Raw genomic sequence first — 21,889 nt, 5'->3', positions numbered from 1 at the left:
GCAAGCACATTACAAGGTATCCCGAAGAGAGGCTGGTTGCAGTGCAGGCATTTCAAAGACAACCGGGAGTAGGTATATACACATAAGAATCCCCTTCTTGACTTTTGAAAGGTCAAGAAGGGGATTCCCTCACGTTTTCAACAATGTGACAGGCTTCGAGTCCTGTTTACTTCATGTCTTTCAGTTCCCAACCCAAGGCACTGGCACCCAAAACGGCAGCGTCAGAGTCTTTCAGTTCAGACATCAGCAATTTGGTCTTTCCTCTATAAATGGTGAGGATGTTCTCATCAATAGCCTTCTGAATAGGCTTGAAGATGTAGTCGCCCGACTTGGCCAGACCTCCGAACAAAATGATAGCCTCAGGGCTTGAGAAGGCGATAAAGTCGGCCAAAGCCTCGCCCAGAATCTGTCCCGTGAAGTCAAAGATGTCCTTAGCCAGTTTATCTCCTTTGACAGCCGCATCATACACATCTTTCGATGTAATGCTTTCGGCAGGGATAGAACGCAGCAGGCTCGGTTCCGTGCGTGCCGCCAAAAACTCACGTGCCGTACGGGCCACACCCGTTGCCGAGCAATAAGTCTCCAGACAGCCTTTGCGTCCGCATCCGCACATACGGCCGTTTTCGCGGCGGATAATGGTATGGCCCAATTCGCCGGCAAAGCCGTCGTGTCCGTACACCATCTGTCCGTTGATGACGATGCCGCTACCCACACCCGTACCGAGCGTAATCATAATGAAGTCTTTCATGCCACGGGCTGCGCCGTATGTCATCTCGCCGATAGCGGCCGCATTGGCATCGTTGGTCAGCGCTGTCGGAATGCCCAAGCGTTCCTCGAACATGGCAGCCAGCGAGATGATGCCTTTCCACGGCAAGTTGGGAGCAAACTCAATGGTTCCGCTGTAATAATTACCGTTAGGAGCACCGATACCAATGCCCTTTATCTTATCTACACCTCCGTTGGCCGAGATAAGCGGAAGCAGATTCTTGCACACAGCATCCACGTAGTCTTCCACTTCGGGATAAGCTCCCGTCTTGATAGAACCGCTGGCGATGATGGTTCCACGTGCATCCACTATACCAAATACGGTGTTCGTACCGCCAATGTCAATGCCCACTACATAGGGCTTCTCCATGTTTGAGTTCATGATATAATCTGTTTTTAAAGGGTTATTGTTGATTTTATTGGTTACAAAAATCACAAAACAAAATGAGACCACAAAATCTTTCCATAAAAAATTTCACATCTACTGCAACTTTTCGTAACATCGTTGCGTCTAATTGGGAAAATAACTAAGTTCAGAGACAAAAAACAAAGAAAACCGTGATACGCTTAAAAGACATCAACAAGACCTACTACAACGGTGCGCCCCTGCACGTACTGAAAGGCATCAACCTGAATATCGGGAAGGGAGAATTCGTTTCAATCATGGGAGCTTCGGGCTCCGGAAAATCTACCTTACTTAATATATTAGGTATATTGGACAATTATGACACGGGCGAATATTACCTGAACGGGACGCTCATCAAAAACCTCAGCGAGAACAAAGCAGCCGAATACCGCAACCGGATGATTGGCTTCATATTCCAGTCGTTCAACCTGATTTCGTTCAAAAACGCCGTGGAGAACGTGGCCCTGCCTCTCTTCTACCAGGGAGTAAGCCGCCGCAAACGGAACGCCCTGGCCTTGGAATACCTGGACCGGCTCGGCCTGAAAGACTGGGCGCACCACATGCCCAACGAAATGTCCGGCGGACAGAAACAGCGGGTGGCCATCGCCCGTGCCCTCATCACAAAGCCGCAAATCATATTGGCCGATGAACCCACGGGGGCTTTGGACAGCAAAACTTCTGTAGAAGTGATGCAGATATTGAAAGACTTGCACCAGACGGGCATGACCATCGTGGTGGTGACGCACGAAAGTGGTGTGGCCAACCAGACGGACAAAATTATCCATATCAAAGACGGCGTCATCGGAAGCATCGAGGAGAACTTGCAGCACGATGCATCGCCTTTCGGACAGGGAGGGCTGATGAAGTGACACCATACCAAGAACAAAAGAAAAAACAACAGCTTATGCGAACCCGTGCTCTCTTATTCATAGGCTTGTGCCTTGTCTGTTCCACAAACGGCATCGCACAAACCGATTTCTCTGATATAGATGCCCGCCTGCGGGAAATCTACCGGCAAGACCAGGAAGTGCGTCAACAATGGGCTGCCATCGTGCAAACATCCGATGTGGACAGTATCATGTCTTATCAATCGCGCATGTCAAGAACCGACAGCATAAATCAAGCCTATGTATTCCAGCTACTCGACACACACGGATGGCCCCAACAAGTGTCCGACTCGGCCTATAACGCCATATTTTTAGTTGTAGACCATGCCTCCATCGAAGCACAAAAACGATATTGGCCGTACATAAAGGAGGGAAGTCAAAAGGGAGACTTGTCAAAAGCAGATGCTGCCACTCTCCAAGACCGTATGTTGATGCGGGAAGGGAAAAAGCAGATTTACGGCACACAAACCCAAACCGGGCAAAAAGACGGCAAGCGTATCTGTTATGTTTGGCCTATCGAACAGCCCGCAAAGGTAGACAGTCTACGCCGGTCCGTAGCCCTGCCTCCCATGCAGGAATACCTTAACCTGTTTGCAACAGCTGGAATAGAAGCTATTTGGGACAAGGAACTGACGATTGAACAGATCCGGCAGTTATCTACACGTATCATCATCCAAAAATAAAAACGTTTATGATTGACCTTTGGCAAGAAATATACGGCACCATCAAGCGAAACAAACTGCGCACCTTTCTCACAGGCTTTGCCGTAGCATGGGGCATCTTTATGCTCATCGTGTTACTGGGCGCAGGAAACGGCATCATACATGCCTTTGAAGAGAGCTCGTCACAACGGGCATTGAACAGCATCCGCGTGTTTCCCGGCTGGACCACCAAGCCCTATGACGGATTGTCGGAAGGACGCAGCATCGACTTAGACAACCGGGACCTGGAAGATACCGAGACTTTCTTCACCGACCGGGTAGAGGAAGCCGGAGCCACCTTATCGCAATCGGCTACGGACATCAGCTACGGAGCGGAATATGTCAACCTGTCACTCTACGGCGTATATCCCAATTATACGGAGGTAGAACCGGTGAAAACGGCAAAGGGGCGCTTTATCAACCAGACGGACATCAAAGAGAGGAGGAAAGTCATCATCCTGCACCAGAAATCGGCCGACGTGCTCTTCGGGAAAACCCATACCGACCCCTTGGGCAAGTTTGTCAATGCCGGAGGAGTGGCTTACCAAGTCGTTGGTCTGTATGACGATGAGGGCAACAGCGAGCCCAATACTGCCTTCATACCCTTCAGCACCCTACAAACTATTTACAACAAGGGCAATAAGCTGAACAGCATCATCTTCACCACAAAGGGTCTGGACACAGAAGAAGCTAACGAAACGTTTGAGGCAGACTACCGCCGCGTCATCGGCGCCAACCACTGCTTCGACCCTACAGACGACGGTGCCATCTGGCTGTGGAACCGCTTTACCAACTACCTGCAAGCCATGGCGGCCATGGGCATCCTACGCACGGCTATCTGGGTCATCGGTATCTTCACGCTGCTGAGCGGCATTGTGGGCGTAAGCAACATCATGCTCATCACAGTGAGAGAGCGCACCCATGAATTCGGCATACGCAAAGCTCTCGGAGCCAAGCCACGCAGCATTCTGTGGCTCATCATTGTGGAGAGCGTGGTCATTACAACGGTCTTCGGCTACGTAGGCATGGTGGCAGGCATCGGAGCAACAGAATGGATGGATGCCGCCTTTGGCAGTCAGACAGTAGACGCGGGCATGTTCGAGGCTAAGATGTTCAGTAATCCTACAGTAGACATAGGCATTGCCATACAAGCCACGGTGACTCTCATTGTGGCAGGCACCCTGGCTGGGCTGTTCCCCGCACGCAAGGCAACCAAGATACGACCTATTGAGGCATTGCGGGCAGACTGAGGCTCATGGTCATTTATGTAACGTCTCATAATTGTCCTTCAATAATCAAGCATTAACCATTAAAAATTGCCACTATCACATGAAAATAGACAAAGATACATTAGAAGAAATCCTCATTACCATCACCCGCAACAAGACGCGCAGTCTACTCACTGCTTTCGGCGTATTTTGGGGCATCTTCATGCTGGTAGCCTTGAGCGGAGGCGGACAAGGCATGCAGGAGGAATTGCAACAGCAGTTCGAAGGATTCGCTACCAATTCGGGATTCGTCGTCTCCAGCAAGACCAACGAAGCCTACAAAGGTTTCCGTAAAGGGCGCTGGTGGGATCTGGAAATAAGCGACGTGGATCTGGTGGCCGACGTGGAGGGCGTACAAATGGCAACGCCCAGCACCGCCATGTGGGGTAAGTCTGCCGTGTATGAAGGTAACAAATACAGTTGCAACATCCGCGGGCTATATCCCGAATACGAGCAACTGGAGCACCAGGAAATGGCATACGGACGCTTTATCAACGACGTGGATATTCGCGAGGGACGAAAAGTATGCGTCATCGGGAAACGCGTCTACGAAAGCATCTTCAAGGAAGGGGGAGACCCGTGCGGTAAATACGTACAGGTAGACAGCGTGTACTACCAAGTGGTAGGCGTATGTTCCAGCGAAGGCAATGTCAACATACAGGGCCAAGCATCGCAGGCCGTCACCTTGCCCTATACCACGATGCAGAAAATGTACAATCTGGGCAACGAAGTACAGGTCGTGTGCTTCACCATGGAACCCGGCATGAAAGTGAAAGATGTAAAACCTGAGATAGAACGGCGAATCAAGCAAGCGCACTACATCAGCCCTACCGACAAACAGGCTGTGATGTTGCTGGACCTGGAAGCCATGTTCAGCATGATGGACAACCTGATGACAGGCGTACGCTTCCTCACCTGGATGGTCGGTCTGGGCACCCTGCTGGCAGGAGCTATCGGCGTAAGCAATATCATGATGGTGACTGTAAAGGAACGCACCACCGAAATAGGCATACGGCGCGCCATCGGTGCCCGTCCGCGCGACATCCTGCAACAGATATTGAGCGAGAGCATCGTACTGACCACCGTGGCGGGCATGGCTGGCATCTCATTCGGAGTATTCGTGCTCAACGTATTGGAGAAAGCTGCCAATCCACCCGGAGTGGTCGAAACACACTACCAGGTAGGGTTCGGCATGGCCATAGGCACTTGTCTGCTCGTGGTGGCATTGGGAATGCTCGCCGGACTGGCACCCGCTTACCGAGCCATGGCTATCAAACCTATCGAAGCCATACGCGATGAATAAGCCACCACGCCATCTGTTGGAAACAACCGACACTGCCACTCGATACAGGATAGCGAATGCTATTCGCTCCGAAAGAACAAGAATAATTATTTAACAACAAACAATAATAAGAACGTATGAAAACCAAGAAGTTCCTCAAAATTGGATTGCTGGTGGCCGTAGCCGCCATCTTCGTATGGACATTTGTCTTCCTCTGGCAAAAGTCCCGTCCCGAAATTACTGTCTACAACGTGACCTCGCCGGAAGTGACCGACCTGGAGAAAACCACGGTGGCCACTGGTAAGGTAGAACCGCGTGATGAAGTGCTCATCAAACCGCAAATATCAGGCATCATCGACGTACTTTATAAAGAAGCCGGACAGACAGTAAAGAAAGGCGAAGTGATAGCCAAAGTAAAGGTCATCCCCGAACTGGGCACGCTGGCTGCTGCCGAGAGCCGCGTCCGCTTGGCAGAGATTAACGGCCAGCAGGCAGAAACCGACTTTGCGCGGCTGGAAACTTTGTACAAAGACGGCCTCATCAGCAGCGAAGAATACGAAAAAGGACGCGTCACCGTGGAGCAGGCACGCGAAGAGCTACAGGCTGCGCAAGACAACCGCGACATCGTGCGTGACGGCATCACGCAAAGCAGCGCCGACATATCGAGCACGCTTATCCGCAGCACCATCGACGGGCTTATACTCGATGTACCTGTCAAGGTGGGCAACTCGGTCATCATGGCCAACACTATGAACGACGGTACCACCATAGCTACCGTGGCCGACATGAACGACCTTATCTTCCGTGGCAACATTGACGAAACCGAAGTGGGCCGCGTACACGAGGGAATGCCCGTCAAGATAACCATCGGCGCCCTGCAAGACCTCTCGTTCGAAGCCAAACTGGAATACATCTCCCCCAAAGCTACGGAAGAAAACGGTGCCAATCAGTTCGAAATTAAAGCTGCTCTGAGCGTACCAGACAGTGTAACCATACGTTCCGGCTATTCGGCCAACGCTGAAATTGTGCTGGAACATGCCCAGCAGACCTTGGCGATACCTGAAGGAGCCGTGGAATTCAGTGGCGACAGCACCTTCGTCTACGTGCTCACCGACAGCGTGCCCCAGCAACAGTTCGAACGGCGACCCGTGCAAGTAGGCATGAGCGATGGCATCCGGATAGCCGTCAAGAGTGGTATTACCCAGCAGGACAAAGTGAGAAACGGAGAAAAAGAACAATAAACCAACCCCCGTCTCCCTCTTCCCCGGCTATCCGGCCAGCCCTGTACAGGCCTTGCCTTCACATACCGGGGAGAGGTGACAAACCAAAACATACAGTTATGATACGTTTGAAGAAAACATACGCCGCGATCCTCGCCTTCCTGCTTCTCGCCACAGCGCACGGCACGGCACAGGAATCTCAACGCTGGTCGCTGAAGCAATGCATAGACTACGCCATCGAACACAACATCAGCATACGCCAGACCGCCAACACTGCCGAACAAAGCAAGGTGGAGGTAAATACAGCCAAATGGGCCCGCCTGCCGTCACTCAGCGGAAATGCAGGCCAAAGCTGGAACTGGGGACGCACGCAAACCGCCGTGGCTGACGAGGCAACCGGCGAATACAACACCGTCTACGTCAACACCAAAAACAACAGCACCAACTTCTCGCTGAGCGCAGGCATACCCATCTTTACCGGACTGGAACTGCCCAACCAATACGCACTGGCCAAACTCAATCTCAAAGCCGCACTGGCCGACCTGGACAAGGCCAAGGAAGACATCGCCATCAACATCGCCTCGGCCTACCTGCAAGTGCTCTTCAACCAAGAGCTGCACGATGTGGCCCTGGGACAAGCCGAACTGAGCAAGGAGCAATACGAGCGCATCAGCCGCCTTTCGCAGACCGGCAAGGCATCGGCCTCGGAAGTTGCCGAAGCCAAGTCGCGCGTGGCACAAGACGAAATGAACGTGGTGCAGACCGACAACGACTACCGCCTGGCTCTGCTGGACCTCAGCCAACTCATTGAACTGGAGTCGCCCGAAGGATTCCAGGTGGAAGCACCTACCCAACTGGCTCCCCCCTCGCCACTCACCCCGCCCGACGAAATCTACCAGATAGCTCTGGCAGGGAAGCCCTCCATACAGGCTGCCAAATACCGGCTGGAGGGAAGCAAGCACAGCATACGCATCGCGCAAAGCGGATACTACCCGCAACTGAACCTGAACGGGAGCATCGGAACCAACTTCTACTCTACGCTGGACCGGACTTTCAACCAGCAGATGCGCGACAACTTCAGCAAATACGTCGGATTCAGCCTCAGCGTTCCCCTGTTCAACCGGCTGGCCACACGCAACCGGGTGCGCACCGCCCGCCTGCAACGAGACAATTACGCCTTACAGTTGGACGATGCCAAGAAAACCCTATATAAGGAGATACAACAGGCCTGGTACAACGCTGCGGCTGCCGTCAGCAAATACCACAGCAGCCAGGCTGCCTCGGAGGCCAGCGAGGAAACATTCAAGCTTACACAAAAAAAGTATGAGAACGGACAAGCCAACGCCGTGGAATACAACGAAGCCAAGCAGAACTTGATGAAGGCCCAAAGCGACGAACTGCAAGCCAAGTACGAATACTTGTTCCGCACTAAGATTCTGGACTTCTACCAAGGAATCCCCATCGAATAAGCCACTGCCCGACGAGAGCACACCTCCAAAGGCAACCAAACAATAAGGAGTTAAGCCGGCCACCTGACGGATGCGACAGGAAGACACAAGCTTAACTCCTTATTATTTTACCACTATATATACGATGCTCAATCCGAAGCCATAAGAAGCCGGCTCCCAAGCCTTCAGAAAAAAGCTTCGGCAGTATAAGAAGCAATCTTCTGTCTGCCAGAGAGATAAGACAGACATACCTCTCCGGCATCACAGGCTGGCGCTCAGGCTAAAAAGATGCCATTTTCTTCCAAGCGCACCAGCCGTTTCTTATACAAATCACCCACCGCCTTCTTGAATGTCTTCTTGCTCACTCCGAACACGGCATAGATTTCGTCGGCCGGACTTTTGTCATTCAACGGTGTACGTCCACCATTAGTGCGTATGTGCTCCAGCAAGACGGAAGCGAAATCCTCTACACCGCCCCGCCCCGGCTTCTGAAGTGTCAGGTCTATTTTGCCGTCTTCGCGCACCAGTTTGACGTAAGCGCGCACCTGCTCCCCGATATGTAAGGGGCGAAACACTTCATTCTCGTAGAGCAAGCCTCCGAAACGATTATCCACAATAACCTTATAGCCCAGCTCCGTTTTCTGCCACACCAGCACGTCTACCGGCGTTCCCGACTCATACTCCGGCCTGTCAGCCGACAGATAACGCTCCACCTTGGCCGACGCCATAATGCGGAAGCTCTCTTCGTCCAGATGTACGTGGACAACGTATCGCCGGCCGACTTCCATCCTGGCCTTCTGCTCACGGAACGGGACAAAGAGGTCTTTCATCAGCCCCCAGTTCAGGAAAGCCCCATACTGATTGGTCCACGCCACCTGCAGGCAGGCAAAGTCACCGACCTGCGCCAGCGGTGTCTGCGTAGTGGCTACCAGCCTCTCTTCGTTATCCAGGTAGATGAATACATTGATTTCATCGCCCGGCTTACAGCCCTGAGGCACATAACGCGATGGCAACAGTATCTCACCCTCGTCGCCTCCGTCAAGATAAAGTCCGAAACCAACCTCCTTGACGACTCTCAGCTTATTAAATTTTCCTAATTCGACACCCATAACTCATTAAATTTCTGGCAAAGATAGCGTAAATCATATATGTAAGATAACTTTCGGCAATAAAATATAACCATTCCGACATCACAAATCTCACAAGAAAGGATTATCTTTGCAGCATCGTAGTAAACGAGATACTATATTATATCCAACTTTTAAATTATAACAGTTATGGAATTTCTTACAAATGAAAAGCTGACAATCGTTGGTGCTGCCGGTATGATCGGCTCTAACATGGCCCAGACTGCCATCATGATGCACCTGACTCCGAACATCTGCCTGTACGACCCGTATGCTCCGGGCCTGGAAGGTGTGGCAGAAGAAATGTTCCACTGCGGCTTTGAAGGTGTGAACCTGACTTTCACTTCCGACATCAAAGAAGCATTGACCGATGCCAAGTATGTTATCTCTTCCGGTGGTGCAGCCCGCAAGGCCGGCATGACGCGTGAAGACCTGCTGAAAGGCAACGCAGCCATCGCTGAAGAGCTCGGCAAGAACCTGAAAGCATACTGCCCGGACGTTAAGCACGTGGTAGTTATCTTCAACCCCGCCGACATCACCGGTCTGATCACCTTGTTATATTCCGGCTTGAAACCCTCTCAGGTTACTACGCTGGCTGCTTTGGACAGCACCCGTCTGCGCAGCGAACTGGCCAAGCATTTCCACATCTCTCCGGACAAGGTGGAAAACTGCCGCACTTACGGTGGCCACGGCGAACAGATGGCTGTATTTGCTTCTACTGCCAAAATCGACGGCAAACCCTTGCTGGACATCATCGGCACTCCCGAGCTGACTAAAGAGCAGTGGGCCGAAATTCAGCAGAAGGTTACCAAAGGCGGTTCCAACATCATCGCTCTGCGCGGCCGTTCTTCTTTCCAGAGCCCGGCTTACGTATCTGTCGAAATGATTGCAGCTGCCATGGGCGGCAAGCCGTTCAACTGGCCCGCTGGCCGTTACTGCTCTTTCCAGGGCTTCGACCACATCATGATGGCTATGGAAGTAACCATCACAAAGAATGGCTGCGCTTACGAAGAGGTTATCGGTACTCCGGAAGAAATGGAAGACCTGAAGAAGAGCTATGCTCACCTCTGCACGCTGCGTGACGAAGTCATTGCCATGGGTGTTCTGCCCGCCATCAAAGACTGGCACAGCATCAACCCGAACATTGACTAAAGAAACACATACTCACTTCGACGGAGTTCGGACAAAGGTCCCAAACCGCGTTACAAACCCCGTTTGAAGAGCAGAAAAACCATTAAAAATGCCGTTTCACACAGAAAACGGCATTTTTTTTGCACTTTTTTCTCAAAACACTTGCACAGTTCAAAAACATCCTCTATCTTTGCACCCGCAAACGAGAAACAAAGGTGTCATAGCTCAGTTGGTAGAGCAAAGGACTGAAAATCCTTGTGTCCCCGGTTCGATTCCTGGTGACACCACTTTCGGAGAGGCATCGGAATGTAGCGCAGTTGGTAGCGCACTACGTTCGGGACGTAGGGGTCGGGCGTTCGAGTCGCCTCATTCCGACACTCAAAAGCACAAGCCGCTGGATTCCAGTGGCTTTTTTATTTTAATGCCCTTGAAGCGGCCACGAAATGCACGAACGGGCTTCCTACCTTCGCATCACCGACAACCCACCCCGCTTTTACTTTCTGCCTCTCTGAGCATTCCGGCAAAGAATACAACTGAAAAAGCTTCCTACACCGGGCCCGGAAAGGACAAGCAAAGAAAAACAGAACTTTTTATGCAGGAAATAGAGCATATTTGCAGAAAAATACAAAAAAAGCACGATGGTATTGCATATTATTCACAACAAATGCGTAATTTTGCACCCCGAACAGAATAAATATACAAGCATGAAAAAGAAAGCCAACCGATTGAATGCTATCAAAATAATGATATCAAGCAGAGAGATAGGCTCGCAGGAGGAATTATCGCAGGCTTTGCACAAAGAAGGGTTTGAAGTGACCCAAGCCACCCTGTCGCGCGACTTGAAGCAGTTGAAAGTAGCCAAGGCGGCCAATGCCAATGGGAAATATGTATACGTACTGCCCAATGATATTATGTACAAACGCTCCAACGAGCAAAGCCCCAGCGAAATGCTGATGAACAACGGATTCATCTCGCTGAACTTCTCCAAAAACATCGCTGTCATACGCACCCGACCGGGATATGCCAGCAGCATGGCTTATGACATCGACAATCGGGAATTTCCGGCCATATTGGGTACCATTGCGGGAGATGACACCATCATGCTGGTGCTGCAAGAAACAGTGACGCACGAAGAAGTACGGACATTCTTGTCGCAAATCATACCGAACATCAAATAAATCGTAGAAAAGTAAAATACTAATAAGAGAAATGGATGTAATGCAAATTGATGTGATGGTGGCCGACGCCTCACACGAAGTTTACGTGGATACCATTCTGGACACCATCAGAGAGGCAGCCAAAAAACGCGGCACCGGCATCGCCGAACGCACACACGAGTATTTAGCAACCAAGATGAAGGAAGGCAAGGCTATCATTGCCCTGAACGGCGATGACTTTGCTGGATTCACCTATATAGAGAGTTGGGGAAACAAGCAGTATGTGGCCACGTCGGGCCTTATCGTTCACCCCAAATACCAGGGTATCGGATTGGCCAAGCGCATCAAGCAGGCTTCGTTCCGCCTGGCTCGCCTGCGCTGGCCTTGGGCCAAGATATTCAGCCTGACCAGCGGCGCGGCCGTAATGAAGATGAACACGGAGCTGGGCTACGTGCCCGTTACCTTCAACGAACTGACCGACGACGAGGCGTTCTGGAAAGGTTGCGAAGGCTGCATCAACCACGATATACTGGTGGCCAAGAAACGCAAGTTCTGTATCTGCACGGCCATGCTCTATGACCCGGCACTACACGAAGAGGACAAGATTTAATTATAAATTGAGAATTAGAAATTGAAAAATACGCAAGGAGACCGGGACAAATCCCCAGAAAAGACTACTGATATTATTTCTCAATTCTTAATTCTCAATTCTCAATTCAATAAGTATGGAACAGAAGAAAAAGAAAGTAGTAGTCGCATTCAGCGGCGGGCTGGACACCTCGTTCACCGTGATGTATCTGGCCAAGGAAAAAGGGTATGAAGTACACGCGGCCTGCGCCAACACGGGCGGATTCAGCGCCGAACAACTGAAAACGAACGAAGAGAATGCCTACAAGCTGGGCGCAACGAAATATGTCACTTTAGACGTGACGCACGAGTATTATGAGAAAAGCTTGAAGTACATGGTCTACGGTAACGTGCTGCGCAACGGCACCTACCCCATCTCGGTCAGCTCGGAACGTATCTTCCAGGCACTGGCCATCGCACGCTATGCCAACGAGATCGGTGCTGATGCCATCGCACACGGCTCTACGGGAGCAGGCAACGACCAGGTGCGCTTCGACATGACGTTCCTTGTGATGGCACCGGGCGTGGAGATTATCACCCTGACCCGCGACATGGCCCTGAGCCGCCAGGAAGAAATTGATTACTTGAACAAACACGGCTTTGCCGCCGACTTCGCCAAGCTGAAGTATTCCTACAACGTCGGCATCTGGGGGACCAGCATCTGCGGCGGTGAAATTCTCGACTCGGCACAGGGACTGCCCGAGAGTGCCTACCTGAAACACTGCACCAAGGAAGGAACAGAACAGTTGAAGCTTACCTTCGAGCAGGGTGAACTGAAAGCCGTGAACGGCGAACGCATCGACGACCCCATCAAAGCTATACAGAAAGTAGAGGAAATTGGTGCAGCCTACGCCATCGGCCGCGACATGCATGTGGGCGACACCATCATCGGTATTAAAGGACGCGTGGGATTCGAGGCTGCTGCACCAATGCTCATCATCGGTGCGCACCGCTTCCTCGAGAAGTACACGCTGAGCAAATGGCAGCAATACTGGAAGGACCAGGTGGCCAACTGGTACGGCATGTTCCTGCACGAGAGCGAATACCTGGAGCCGGTGATGCGTGACATCGAAGCCATGCTCGTCTCCAGTCAGCGCAACGTCAACGGCACCGCCATCCTCGAACTGCGCCCCTACGGCTTCCATACCGTGGGTGTGGAAAGCACGGACGACCTGGTGAAGAACAAGTTCGGCGAATACGGCGAGATGCAGAAAGGCTGGACAGCAGAAGATGCCAAAGGTTTCATCAAGGTGCTGTCGACTCCGCTGCGCGCCTACTATGCCGGGCATAAGGATGAGTTAAACAACATCTGATAAGCCCAGGAAACCATGAACGAACCAAGGAAACTCCGCCGTTCCATGCGCGACCGCAAGCTGGGAGGTGTATGCGCCGGCCTGGCCAAGTACTTTGATATCGACCCGACCGCCGTACGTGCGGGCTTTGCCGTGTTTGCCGTATTCACTCTCTTCACGGGCCTCATCCTCTACCTCGTGTTATGGATGGTTATCCCCTCGGAGAGTTACCAGGACACGCTGTAAAATCTTCATTCATCATTCTTAATTCTTCATTCCCATGATAAAGATAGGAATCATCGGCGGCGCCGGCTATACGGCCGGCGAACTTATCCGCCTGCTCATCAATCATCCGGAGGCTGAAATCGTCTTCATCAACAGCGCCAGCAATGCAGGCAACCGCGTGACCGACGTGCACGAGGGGCTCTACGGCGAAACAGACCTGCGCTTTACCGACCGTCTGCCGCTGGACGAGATAGACTGCCTCTTCTTCTGCACTGCCCACGGCGACACGCGCAAGTTCATGGACAGCCACAACCTGCCGGAAGGACTGAAAGTAGTGGATCTCTCCATGGACTACCGCCTGAAGGCCGAAGGCAACGACTTCATCTACGGCCTGCCCGAACTGAACCGCCGTGCTATCTGCAAGGCCAGTCACGTGGCTAATCCCGGTTGCTTCGCCACCTGCATCCAATTGGGACTGCTTCCTCTGGCCAAGCACCTGATGTTGAACGACGACATCATGGTGAACGCCATCACGGGCAGCACCGGAGCAGGTGTCAAGCCGGGCGCTACAAGCCACTTCAGCTGGCGCAACAACAACCTGAGTGTCTACAAAGCTTTCGAACACCAGCACGTGCCTGAAATCCACCAGAGCCTGAAGCAACTGCAGAACAGCTTCGACGCAGCCGTTGACTTCATTCCCTACCGCGGCGACTTTCCACGCGGCATCTTTGCCACCATCGTGGTGAAGAACAAATGCAGCATCGAGGAACTGACGCGCATCTATGAGGAGTATTATGCCGAGGATTCCTTCACCTTCCTGGTTGACAAGAACATCGACCTGAAACAGGTGGTGAACACCAACAAGTGCCTCCTCCACCTGGAGAAGCACGGCGACAAGTTGCTTATCATCTCCTGCATCGACAACCTGCTGAAGGGTGCCAGCGGACAGGCAGTCCACAATATGAACCTGATGTTCAACCTGGAGGAAACGGTGGGCTTACGCCTCAAGCCCTCCGCATTCTAAAGTAACTGAAGAAACAGCTTGCACTGTCATCCTGAACGAAGTGAAGGATCTCACTAACGTAAAAGCATCAGTATGTCATATTGGGTTTACATCATGACCAACGCTTACAAATATGTTCTCTACATCGGAGTGACCAACGACCTGGCCCGCCGTTATCAAGAGCATAAGAATGGGTCGTTGGAGGGCTTCACCAAGAAGTACAACTGCCATTATTTGGTATATTATGAGGAATACCAAATGATCAACGATGCCTTAGCCAGAGAGAAGCAACTGAAAAAGTGGTCAAGGGAAAAGAAATATGCCTTGATACGGCGACTGAACCCAAACATGGAAGACTTAGGAGTTTATCTCTAATGCTACAAAGCCGATAGTGAGATCCCTCGACCACGGGATAACAGAGCAAAAGGAATGAATCCCGCTGTCCCTGTCATGTCGAGCGAAGTCGAGACATCTTACTAAACCTACAGGAACTGATAGTAAGATCCCTCGACTGCGCTCGGGATGACAGAACGAATGAATATTAATCATGAATTAAAAACTAAGACAATGAAACTCTTTGACGTATACCCCCTATTCGACATCAATATAGTAAAAGGTCGGGGCTGCCACGTCTGGGACGAGCAAGGCACCGAGTACCTCGACCTCTACGGCGGACATGCCGTCATCTCTATCGGTCACAGTCATCCGCATTATGTAGAGATGATAAGCAAGCAAGTGGCGCAGCTGGGTTTCTACTCCAACTCCGTCATTAACAAACTCCAGCAGCAACTGGCCGAGCGTCTGGGGCATGCCTGCGGATACGAAGACTATGCCCTGTTTTTGATTAACAGCGGCGCTGAAGCCAACGAGAACGCTCTGAAGCTGGCCTCGTTCCAGAACGGGCGCACCCGCGTGGTGTCGTTCGGCAAAGCTTTCCACGGACGCACGTCGCTGGCTGTAGAAGTGACGGACAACCCGAAAATCATCGCCCCCATCAATGACAACAAGCATACCACCTACCTGCCCCTGAACGACACGGAAGCCATGCAGGCCGAGCTGCGCAAGGGCGATGTATGTGCCGTCATCATCGAAGGCATACAGGGCATAGGCGGCATCCGCGTACCCGACCCGTCATTCATGCAGGCTCTACGCGAGGAATGTACCCGCACGGGCACCATCCTCATCCTTGACGAAATACAAAGCGGATACGGTCGCAGCGGCCGCTTCTTCGCCCACCAATGGACAGACATCCGCCCCGACCTCATTACCGTGGCCAAGGGTATCGGCAACGGTTTCCCCATGGGAGCCCTGCTTGTCAGCCCGATGTTCACACCTGTCTACGGGCAGCTGGGCACAACGTTCGGCGGCAACCACTTGGCGTGCGCGGCAGCTTTGGCCGTGCTGGATGTCATTGAAGGCGAAGGACTGATAGAAAATGCCGCCCGCGTCGGCGCTCATCTGCTGGAAGAGTTGAAAAAGCTGCCGCAGATAAAAGAAGTGCGTGGCCGCGGCCTCATGATAGGCGTGGAGTTCGAACAACCCATCAAAGAACTGCGCTCGCGCCTGCTGCACGAACAGAAAGTATTCACGGGCGTCAGCGGGACAAACGTCATCCGCCTGCTTCCGCCCCTCTGCCTCACGATGGACGAGGCAGACACGTTCCTGGAGCGGTTCGCAAAGGTATTGTAAGCCAATTAATAATCAGCATAGCAATGATAAATCCCTGCCGGTCGAGTTGGTCTCGTCCGGCGGGGATTTTCGTTCATTTGCCGGACTTGCGGCGGTTGCAGTCGCGGCAGAGCATCTGGGGATTCTTCCCACTGTAACATTGCGTAACACCATTCATGATAGCTATCTTTTCAAAACAACTTCCTCACATCCATCGAAAGGAAATCTTCCGCGCTGATGCCACCATCACCTACAATAAATGCCGCTTGCGGATTAAAAAGTTTGCGGAATTTATCCAATCCTTCTGTCCGTTTCTCCGCATTGCTTTTCACCTCAATGGCGACCACCGAACCTTTCTTGCGCAGGACGAAATCGACTTCATCATCCCGTTCACGCCAATAAAATACTTCAAAACGATGTACGAAAGCTTGACTTACCAAATAAGCTCCAATACCCGATACAAAGATTCGTCCCCATGCCTTACGGTTGAGAATGGCTTGTTCAAATGTCAACGGGCTATACACCATCTTCAAGGCATTGTTATATACCTGCAACTTAGGGATACTAGCACGCCGCCTTGCCATATCCACGCTAAATTTCTGAAGCCCGCAAAGCAATCCGCTTTCGTCCAACAGATTGATATAGCCTGCCAATGTTACTGTGTTCCCTGCATCTTGAAGCGAGCCTAACATCTTGTTCAATGAAAGCAATTCGCCCGAATAGGCTGCTCCTAGCTCAAAGGTCTGCCGAAGTAAAGCTGGTTTACTTATCGGCGTGTCCATCAGAATGTCTTTGTTAATGGTCGCCTCAATGATAGCCGACTGAATGTATTGGCTAAAGCGGTCTTCATCGCCAATTAAAGTGGCAGCACCGGGATAGCCTCCGTAAAACATATATTGGTCGAGCGAGAAACCGAAGCACTCCTTCATTTCCTGATAGCTCCAATGACTCATGCGTATTTCTTCGAATCGCCCAGCCAATGATTCGGACAAGCCTTTCTCCAACAGTACGCGACTGCTCCCCAAAAGCAAGATCTTAATATCGCGGTCATGGAACGTATCATCGTCCCACTCCTTTTTCACCACCTCGCTCCAATTGGCAATCTTCTGTATCTCGTCAATTACAAGGATAACGCTTCCCCATCCTTTGCTCTCCTTCAAGCTTCGCACAGCCGCCCAACAATCGGAAATCCATGCACTGTTCGTAGCCGGCACATTGTCGGCAGAAAAGAACTGGTAAGGCATATCCAAATCTTTCAGCACTTGTTTGACCACCGTTGATTTTCCTATCTGCCGGGCACCCATCACAACTTGGATGAATCTGCGAGTCTCTTTCATGCGTTCTGTAATCAACTGATATTCTGCTCGTTTATACATACTATTACATTTTACTCAATGCGATGAAGATTTTTACTCACAGCAAAAGTAACAAATTTATTTGAGTAATAATCATGGATTTACAAGAAAAACACTATCTCTGCGAAAGTAATCAAGCGTTCTGAAACATATACGATGAAGTCCGTGTCTATCAATGCCTTGTGCATGGCAGAGGGAATTCCACAAAAAGGCTGTGAAAAGGCGGTACAAGACCATGAGCGAAAGCCATTGAACGTAAACACCCTACATTTTCTTTTCGACTTCGTTTAACTGTCAGAATACGACTTGTACCTTTAAAATGAATAGCCGCTGATATTCAATGATGGGATTCTTCCCACTGTAACATTGCATAACACTATTTATGTTACACCGTAACAAGGGCATTTTTACAGCGTAAAACAGCCTATGTTACAGCGTAACAACGCGTTTGTTACACTCTACTTCCCAGACTTTGCATTCCAGTCGTAGGTATAGGTGCAGTAATCAAACACATCCTCGTCCATCACGCCAAAACGGCGGAAGGCCTCCAAGACGAGTTTCTGGTCGGCAGGCAGAAGGGGTTTGAGGTGGCGCACAATGCGCGAATGGCCCATACGCGAATAAGTACGGTTCAACCAGGAGTTCATGCCTTCCGCTTCCTTATGGGGCATGCGGTCGATGCGGTTGCGCACGCCCCATGCCACCCGGATGGGACGGATGGGCACAAAGAGGGAGCAATCGGCCCACACGGCAGGATTGACCGCCAGGAGCGTGGGACGCACAGCCGTGACGTGCCGCGCCGCCAACTGCCTCAGGCATTCGCCAGCCCGCGGACAGGAGGTATGGAAACAATGAATAAAATGACTGGGCACCAAGCTATAATCGAAGTTTTCTTCCATAAAATTCTGTTTTTGCTGACAAATATACGCAATCCGGTGCACATCCCTTGCATTTCTTGACAGAAAGACGTACTTTTGTCGCACAACCATAAGCAAAAGTAACGTATGAAAATAGCCATCATTGGAGCGGGACACATGGGAAGCGCCATAGCCCGCAGACTGGCCTGGGGTGACATGGCTCAGCCAGAAGACATCATCGTATCCAACCCTTCGGAAGAAAAGCTAAACGCCTTGAAGACCGAATTTCCGGGTATGAGCATCACTACCTCGAACATCCAGGCCGTGAAAGAAGCCGATTTGGTCATCCTGGCCGTCAAGCCCAATATAGCCCCCGACGTGCTCATGGAGATGCCCCTGCACGATGGACAGATGCTTGCCTCCGTGGTGGCCGGACTGACCATCAACAACATCACCTCCATTCTTTCGTGCAAAGATCGTTACAACCGCGCTCCGGCCATGGCCTACTTCCGCGTCATGCCCAACATTGCTGCCACCATCGGCCGCAGCATGACCCTCGTTTCGTCCTTGGCCGCCAACCCGGTACAATTGAAGTTCCTCACTGACCTTTTGTCGCCCCTGGGGCCGGTCATGACCTTGCCCGAAGAGAAGCTCAACGCCGCTGCTGCCCTGGCATCTTGCGGCATGGCCTACGTATTGACCTATATCCGCGCTGCTGTGCAGGCAGGTGTCGAACTGGGGCTCGGTTCGGACGAGGCTCTGAAGATGACCGCCCAATGTGTCATTGGCGCCGGCTCCCTCATTCAGGAGAAACCCTCCGTGCAGCCTTCGATGAAGATTAAGGAAATCTGCACACCAGGAGGCTACACCATCCGCGGCCTCAACGAACTGGAACACGCCGGCTTCGCCTCGGCCGTCATCAAAGCCATCAAAGCCAGCGTTTGATAATCGCTCAAAAAGAAACCAACGAAACCCTGTATTGGCTAAAACTTCTATATGCGACCAACTTCATAGAAAAAGATGCCTATGAAAGTGTCAACCAAGATGCCTTAGCCTTGCTTAAAATCATAACAGCCAGTATCAAAACGGCCAAACAAAGAATTAACCATTAATCATTAACCATTAACCATTAATTACGTGGACGAACAAATCAAGCAAATTGCCGAGCGCCTGCGCGGACTGCGCGACGCTATGGAGCTATCCCCAGCCGAGGTAGCCGCCGACTGCGGCATCGACCCGGCCGAGTACGAACGTGCCGAATCGGGCGAACACGACATCTCCGTCAGCATGCTCCAGCAAATAGCCCGCCACTACGGCATCGCACTCGATGCACTGATGTTTGGCGAAGAACCCAAGATGAGTACCTACTTCGTGACCCGCGCCGGCAAAGGTGTCAGCGTGGAACGCACCAAAGTCTACAAGTACCAGGCCCTGGCCGCCGGATTCCGCAACCGCAAGGCCGACCCCTTCATCGTCACCGTAGAGCCGGGCGACCGCCCCATGCACTACAATACACACGACGGACAGGAGTTCAACCTCGTCATCGAAGGCCGACTGCTGCTCAGTGTCGGCGGCAAAGAACTGACCCTTAACCCAGGAGACAGCATCTACTTCAACTCCAAACTGCCCCACGGCATGAAAGCACTGGACGGAAAGACGGTGCGCTTCCTGGCAATCATCTTATAAATTAAAAATGAAGAATTGAGAATTAAGAAATAGAAGCGCACAGGCAATATCTTATATACTTCTATTTTTCAAATCTCAACTCTCAAATTTTTAATTCTCAACTCTCAATTCTCAATTTAAGAAATGATAGAAAGATTTCTGACTCAAACCACATTTACATCTCAAGAAGATTTCATCCGCAACCTGCACATCAATGTGCCGGATAACTTCAACTTCGGCTATGACGTCGTAGATGCCTGGGCAGCCGAAGCTCCCGACAAACCGGCCCTGCTCTGGACCAATGACAAAGGCGAGTGCCGCCACTTCACCTTTGCCGACATGAAACGCGAGACCGACCGCACCGCCTCCTACTTCCAAAGCCTCGGTATCGGGCACGGCGACATGGTGATGCTCATCCTGAAACGCCGCTACGAGTTCTGGTTCAGCATCATCGCCCTGCATAAGATTGGTGCTGTGGTCATCCCTGCCACCCACCTGCTGACGAAGAAGGACATCGTATACCGCTGCAATGCCGCAGACATTAAAATGATAGTCTGCGCCGGCGAAACAGTCATCACCGACCATATCACCGCCGCTCTGCCTGAGTCGCCCAGCGTGAAGTGTCTGGTCAGCGTAGGTCCCGAAGTGCCCGAAGGCTATTTAGACTTCCACCAGGGCATAGACCACGCCGCTCCTTTCGTGAAACCCGAACATCCCAACAGCAACGACGACATCTCGCTGATGTATTTCACCAGCGGCACCACCGGCGAACCTAAGATGGTGGCACACGACTTCACCTATCCATTGGGACACATCGTTACGGGCAGCTTCTGGCACAACCTCCACCCCGACAGTCTGCACCTGACCATAGCCGACACAGGCTGGGGAAAGGCCGTATGGGGCAAGCTGTACGGACAGTGGATTGCCGGCGCTACGGTCTTTGTCTACGACCACGAGAAGTTCACGCCCCACGACATCCTGCAGAAGATACAGGATTATCACGTCACCTCGCTCTGTGCACCGCCCACCATCTTCCGCTTCCTCATCCATGAAGACCTGACGAAGTTCGACCTCAGCCACCTGCAATACTGTACCATCGCGGGTGAGGCACTGAATCCCGCCGTATTTGAAACCTTTAAGAAACTGACCGGCATCAAACTGATGGAAGGCTTCGGGCAGACAGAGACCACTCTTACCGTGGCCACCATGCCTTGGATGGAACCCAAGCCGGGCAGCATGGGCCTGCCCAACCCACAGTATGACGTAGACCTCATAGACCACGACGGCCGCTCCGTCGAAGCTGGCGAACAAGGGCAAATTGTCATCCGCACAGACAAAGGAAAGCCACTCGGGCTCTTCAAGGAATACTACCGCGACCCGGAACGCACCCGCGAGGCCTGGCATGACGGCATCTATTATACGGGCGACGTGGCCTGGAAGGATGAAGACGGCTACTTGTGGTTCGTGGGACGTGCCGATGACGTCATCAAAAGTTCGGGCTACCGCATCGGTCCCTTCGAAGTGGAAAGCGCCCTGATGACCCATCCCGCCGTAGTGGAATGTGCCATCACCGGTGTACCCGATGAAATACGCGGACAGGTGGTGAAGGCCACCATCGTCCTCTCTAAAGACTACAGAGACAAAGCCGACGATGCGCTGGTCAAGGAACTGCAGAACCACGTGAAGCGCGTGACCGCCCCCTACAAGTATCCGCGCGTCATCGAGTTCGTGGACGAACTGCCCAAGACTATCAGCGGCAAGATACGTCGCGTGGAGATACGGCAGAATGACCGGAAGTGACAAAC

At 51.9% G+C, this 21,889-nt stretch carries 21 protein-coding genes and 2 tRNA genes; 19 read left to right on the top strand and 4 right to left on the bottom strand.

Annotated elements, in window-relative coordinates; translation table 11 throughout:
* Window positions 1-166: 166 nt before the first annotated feature.
* On the bottom strand, window positions 167-1,147 hold the full coding sequence (locus B5F34_RS02330) for an ROK family protein (RefSeq protein ID WP_087334652.1): 981 nt from the start codon (window positions 1,145-1,147) through the stop codon (window positions 167-169).
* A 176-nt stretch (window positions 1,148-1,323) separates the two neighbouring features.
* Here B5F34_RS02330 and B5F34_RS02325 point away from each other — a divergent pair, with 176 nt between their 5' ends.
* From B5F34_RS02325 to B5F34_RS02300, 6 genes are all read left to right on the top strand, one after another.
* Window positions 1,324-2,040 (top strand): ABC transporter ATP-binding protein, encoded by a 717-nt coding sequence (locus B5F34_RS02325; RefSeq protein WP_087334650.1) that lies wholly within the window; start codon window positions 1,324-1,326, stop codon window positions 2,038-2,040.
* A 35-nt stretch (window positions 2,041-2,075) separates the two neighbouring features.
* Complete coding sequence (locus B5F34_RS02320; protein WP_087334648.1) at window positions 2,076-2,741, top strand: DUF6624 domain-containing protein; 666 nt, start codon at window positions 2,076-2,078, stop codon at window positions 2,739-2,741.
* Window positions 2,742-2,749: 8 nt separating this feature from the next.
* Window positions 2,750-4,009, top strand: coding sequence for an ABC transporter permease (locus B5F34_RS02315; RefSeq protein ID WP_087334645.1), 1,260 nt, complete (start codon window positions 2,750-2,752; stop codon window positions 4,007-4,009).
* 79 nt (window positions 4,010-4,088) lie between these two features.
* Window positions 4,089-5,330 (top strand): ABC transporter permease, encoded by a 1,242-nt coding sequence (locus tag B5F34_RS02310; RefSeq protein ID WP_087334643.1) that lies wholly within the window; start codon window positions 4,089-4,091, stop codon window positions 5,328-5,330.
* 116 nt (window positions 5,331-5,446) lie between these two features.
* On the top strand, window positions 5,447-6,550 hold the full coding sequence (locus tag B5F34_RS02305; protein WP_087334641.1) for an efflux RND transporter periplasmic adaptor subunit: 1,104 nt from the start codon (window positions 5,447-5,449) through the stop codon (window positions 6,548-6,550).
* Window positions 6,551-6,648: 98 nt separating this feature from the next.
* Entirely contained in the window at window positions 6,649-7,998 is a 1,350-nt protein-coding gene (locus tag B5F34_RS02300; RefSeq protein WP_087334639.1) for a TolC family protein, read from the top strand.
* A gap of 254 nt (window positions 7,999-8,252) precedes the next feature.
* Here B5F34_RS02300 and B5F34_RS02295 read toward each other — a convergent pair whose 3' ends face one another.
* Window positions 8,253-9,086: a S1-like domain-containing RNA-binding protein gene (locus B5F34_RS02295; protein ID WP_087334636.1), complete on the bottom strand. Its 834-nt coding sequence runs from the start codon at window positions 9,084-9,086 to the stop codon at window positions 8,253-8,255.
* A 168-nt stretch (window positions 9,087-9,254) separates the two neighbouring features.
* Between B5F34_RS02295 and B5F34_RS02290 the strand changes: the two genes are divergently transcribed.
* The 10 genes from B5F34_RS02290 to B5F34_RS02245 all read left to right on the top strand — a co-directional run bounded on the left by B5F34_RS02290 (window position 9,255) and on the right by B5F34_RS02245 (window position 16,228).
* Window positions 9,255-10,256, top strand: a complete 1,002-nt coding sequence (locus tag B5F34_RS02290; protein ID WP_087334634.1) for a malate dehydrogenase — start codon at window positions 9,255-9,257, stop codon at window positions 10,254-10,256.
* Window positions 10,257-10,449: 193 nt separating this feature from the next.
* Window positions 10,450-10,522 (top strand) — tRNA-Phe (locus B5F34_RS02285).
* 15 nt (window positions 10,523-10,537) lie between these two features.
* A tRNA-Pro gene (locus B5F34_RS02280) sits at window positions 10,538-10,610 on the top strand.
* Between the two features lie 329 nt (window positions 10,611-10,939).
* Window positions 10,940-11,413, top strand: coding sequence for an arginine repressor (gene argR, locus B5F34_RS02275; protein ID WP_087334691.1), 474 nt, complete (start codon window positions 10,940-10,942; stop codon window positions 11,411-11,413).
* Window positions 11,414-11,444: 31 nt separating this feature from the next.
* Window positions 11,445-12,002: a GNAT family N-acetyltransferase gene (locus tag B5F34_RS02270; RefSeq protein WP_087334632.1), complete on the top strand. Its 558-nt coding sequence runs from the start codon at window positions 11,445-11,447 to the stop codon at window positions 12,000-12,002.
* A 115-nt stretch (window positions 12,003-12,117) separates the two neighbouring features.
* Entirely contained in the window at window positions 12,118-13,332 is a 1,215-nt protein-coding gene (locus B5F34_RS02265) for an argininosuccinate synthase domain-containing protein (protein WP_087334630.1), read from the top strand.
* A gap of 15 nt (window positions 13,333-13,347) precedes the next feature.
* Window positions 13,348-13,557 (top strand): PspC domain-containing protein, encoded by a 210-nt coding sequence (locus B5F34_RS02260; protein WP_087334628.1) that lies wholly within the window; start codon window positions 13,348-13,350, stop codon window positions 13,555-13,557.
* Between the two features lie 34 nt (window positions 13,558-13,591).
* The gene (gene argC / locus B5F34_RS02255) at window positions 13,592-14,560 is read left to right on the top strand and encodes an N-acetyl-gamma-glutamyl-phosphate reductase (RefSeq protein ID WP_087334626.1); all 969 of its coding nucleotides are present in this window, start codon (window positions 13,592-13,594) and stop codon (window positions 14,558-14,560) included.
* 72 nt (window positions 14,561-14,632) lie between these two features.
* Window positions 14,633-14,914 (top strand): GIY-YIG nuclease family protein, encoded by a 282-nt coding sequence (locus B5F34_RS02250; protein ID WP_087334624.1) that lies wholly within the window; start codon window positions 14,633-14,635, stop codon window positions 14,912-14,914.
* Window positions 14,915-15,106: 192 nt separating this feature from the next.
* Window positions 15,107-16,228, top strand: coding sequence for an aminotransferase class III-fold pyridoxal phosphate-dependent enzyme (locus B5F34_RS02245; protein ID WP_087334622.1), 1,122 nt, complete (start codon window positions 15,107-15,109; stop codon window positions 16,226-16,228).
* A gap of 170 nt (window positions 16,229-16,398) precedes the next feature.
* Here the strand turns inward: B5F34_RS02245 and B5F34_RS02240 are convergent, their stop codons facing one another.
* Together B5F34_RS02240 and B5F34_RS02235 are read right to left on the bottom strand one after the other, a co-directional pair.
* A complete protein-coding gene (locus B5F34_RS02240; protein ID WP_087334620.1) occupies window positions 16,399-17,583 on the bottom strand; it encodes an AAA family ATPase in 1,185 nt (394 codons plus the stop codon).
* 437 nt (window positions 17,584-18,020) lie between these two features.
* Window positions 18,021-18,461, bottom strand: a complete 441-nt coding sequence (locus tag B5F34_RS02235) for a DUF6078 family protein (RefSeq protein ID WP_087334618.1) — start codon at window positions 18,459-18,461, stop codon at window positions 18,021-18,023.
* A gap of 105 nt (window positions 18,462-18,566) precedes the next feature.
* Between B5F34_RS02235 and proC the strand changes: the two genes are divergently transcribed.
* The 3 genes from proC (at window position 18,567) to B5F34_RS02215 (ending at window position 21,884) form a co-directional block, all read left to right on the top strand.
* Complete coding sequence (gene proC / locus B5F34_RS02230; RefSeq protein ID WP_087334616.1) at window positions 18,567-19,364, top strand: pyrroline-5-carboxylate reductase; 798 nt, start codon at window positions 18,567-18,569, stop codon at window positions 19,362-19,364.
* A gap of 192 nt (window positions 19,365-19,556) precedes the next feature.
* Window positions 19,557-20,105: a cupin domain-containing protein gene (locus tag B5F34_RS02220; RefSeq protein ID WP_087334612.1), complete on the top strand. Its 549-nt coding sequence runs from the start codon at window positions 19,557-19,559 to the stop codon at window positions 20,103-20,105.
* Between the two features lie 123 nt (window positions 20,106-20,228).
* The gene (locus B5F34_RS02215) at window positions 20,229-21,884 is read left to right on the top strand and encodes an AMP-binding protein (protein ID WP_087334610.1); all 1,656 of its coding nucleotides are present in this window, start codon (window positions 20,229-20,231) and stop codon (window positions 21,882-21,884) included.
* Window positions 21,885-21,889 lie beyond the last annotated feature (5 nt).

Origin of the sequence: Mediterranea sp. An20, from assembly GCF_002160055.1 — a bacterium.
Classification (GTDB): domain Bacteria; phylum Bacteroidota; class Bacteroidia; order Bacteroidales; family Bacteroidaceae; genus Bacteroides; species Bacteroides avicola.
The sequence above is the reverse complement of the archived record's forward strand: the minus strand, read 5'-3'. Positions and strand labels throughout refer to the sequence as shown.

What these genes read in the sequence shown, in the direction of transcription:
- B5F34_RS02330 (WP_087334652.1), bottom strand. Translation starts at nt 1,147, where the DNA reads ATGAACTCAAACATGGAGAAGCCCTATGTAGTGGGCATTGACATTGGC.
- B5F34_RS02320 (WP_087334648.1), top strand. Translation starts at nt 2,076, where the DNA reads ATGCGAACCCGTGCTCTCTTATTCATAGGCTTGTGCCTTGTCTGTTCC.
- B5F34_RS02315 (WP_087334645.1), top strand. Translation starts at nt 2,750, where the DNA reads ATGATTGACCTTTGGCAAGAAATATACGGCACCATCAAGCGAAACAAA.
- B5F34_RS02310 (WP_087334643.1), top strand. Translation starts at nt 4,089, where the DNA reads ATGAAAATAGACAAAGATACATTAGAAGAAATCCTCATTACCATCACC.
- B5F34_RS02305 (WP_087334641.1), top strand. Translation starts at nt 5,447, where the DNA reads ATGAAAACCAAGAAGTTCCTCAAAATTGGATTGCTGGTGGCCGTAGCC.
- B5F34_RS02300 (WP_087334639.1), top strand. Translation starts at nt 6,649, where the DNA reads ATGATACGTTTGAAGAAAACATACGCCGCGATCCTCGCCTTCCTGCTT.
- B5F34_RS02295 (WP_087334636.1), bottom strand. Translation starts at nt 9,086, where the DNA reads ATGGGTGTCGAATTAGGAAAATTTAATAAGCTGAGAGTCGTCAAGGAG.
- B5F34_RS02290 (WP_087334634.1), top strand. Translation starts at nt 9,255, where the DNA reads ATGGAATTTCTTACAAATGAAAAGCTGACAATCGTTGGTGCTGCCGGT.
- argR (WP_087334691.1), top strand. Translation starts at nt 10,940, where the DNA reads ATGAAAAAGAAAGCCAACCGATTGAATGCTATCAAAATAATGATATCA.
- B5F34_RS02270 (WP_087334632.1), top strand. Translation starts at nt 11,445, where the DNA reads ATGGATGTAATGCAAATTGATGTGATGGTGGCCGACGCCTCACACGAA.
- B5F34_RS02265 (WP_087334630.1), top strand. Translation starts at nt 12,118, where the DNA reads ATGGAACAGAAGAAAAAGAAAGTAGTAGTCGCATTCAGCGGCGGGCTG.
- B5F34_RS02260 (WP_087334628.1), top strand. Translation starts at nt 13,348, where the DNA reads ATGAACGAACCAAGGAAACTCCGCCGTTCCATGCGCGACCGCAAGCTG.
- argC (WP_087334626.1), top strand. Translation starts at nt 13,592, where the DNA reads ATGATAAAGATAGGAATCATCGGCGGCGCCGGCTATACGGCCGGCGAA.
- B5F34_RS02250 (WP_087334624.1), top strand. Translation starts at nt 14,633, where the DNA reads ATGTCATATTGGGTTTACATCATGACCAACGCTTACAAATATGTTCTC.
- B5F34_RS02245 (WP_087334622.1), top strand. Translation starts at nt 15,107, where the DNA reads ATGAAACTCTTTGACGTATACCCCCTATTCGACATCAATATAGTAAAA.
- B5F34_RS02240 (WP_087334620.1), bottom strand. Translation starts at nt 17,583, where the DNA reads ATGTATAAACGAGCAGAATATCAGTTGATTACAGAACGCATGAAAGAG.
- B5F34_RS02235 (WP_087334618.1), bottom strand. Translation starts at nt 18,461, where the DNA reads ATGGAAGAAAACTTCGATTATAGCTTGGTGCCCAGTCATTTTATTCAT.
- proC (WP_087334616.1), top strand. Translation starts at nt 18,567, where the DNA reads ATGAAAATAGCCATCATTGGAGCGGGACACATGGGAAGCGCCATAGCC.
- B5F34_RS02215 (WP_087334610.1), top strand. Translation starts at nt 20,229, where the DNA reads ATGATAGAAAGATTTCTGACTCAAACCACATTTACATCTCAAGAAGAT.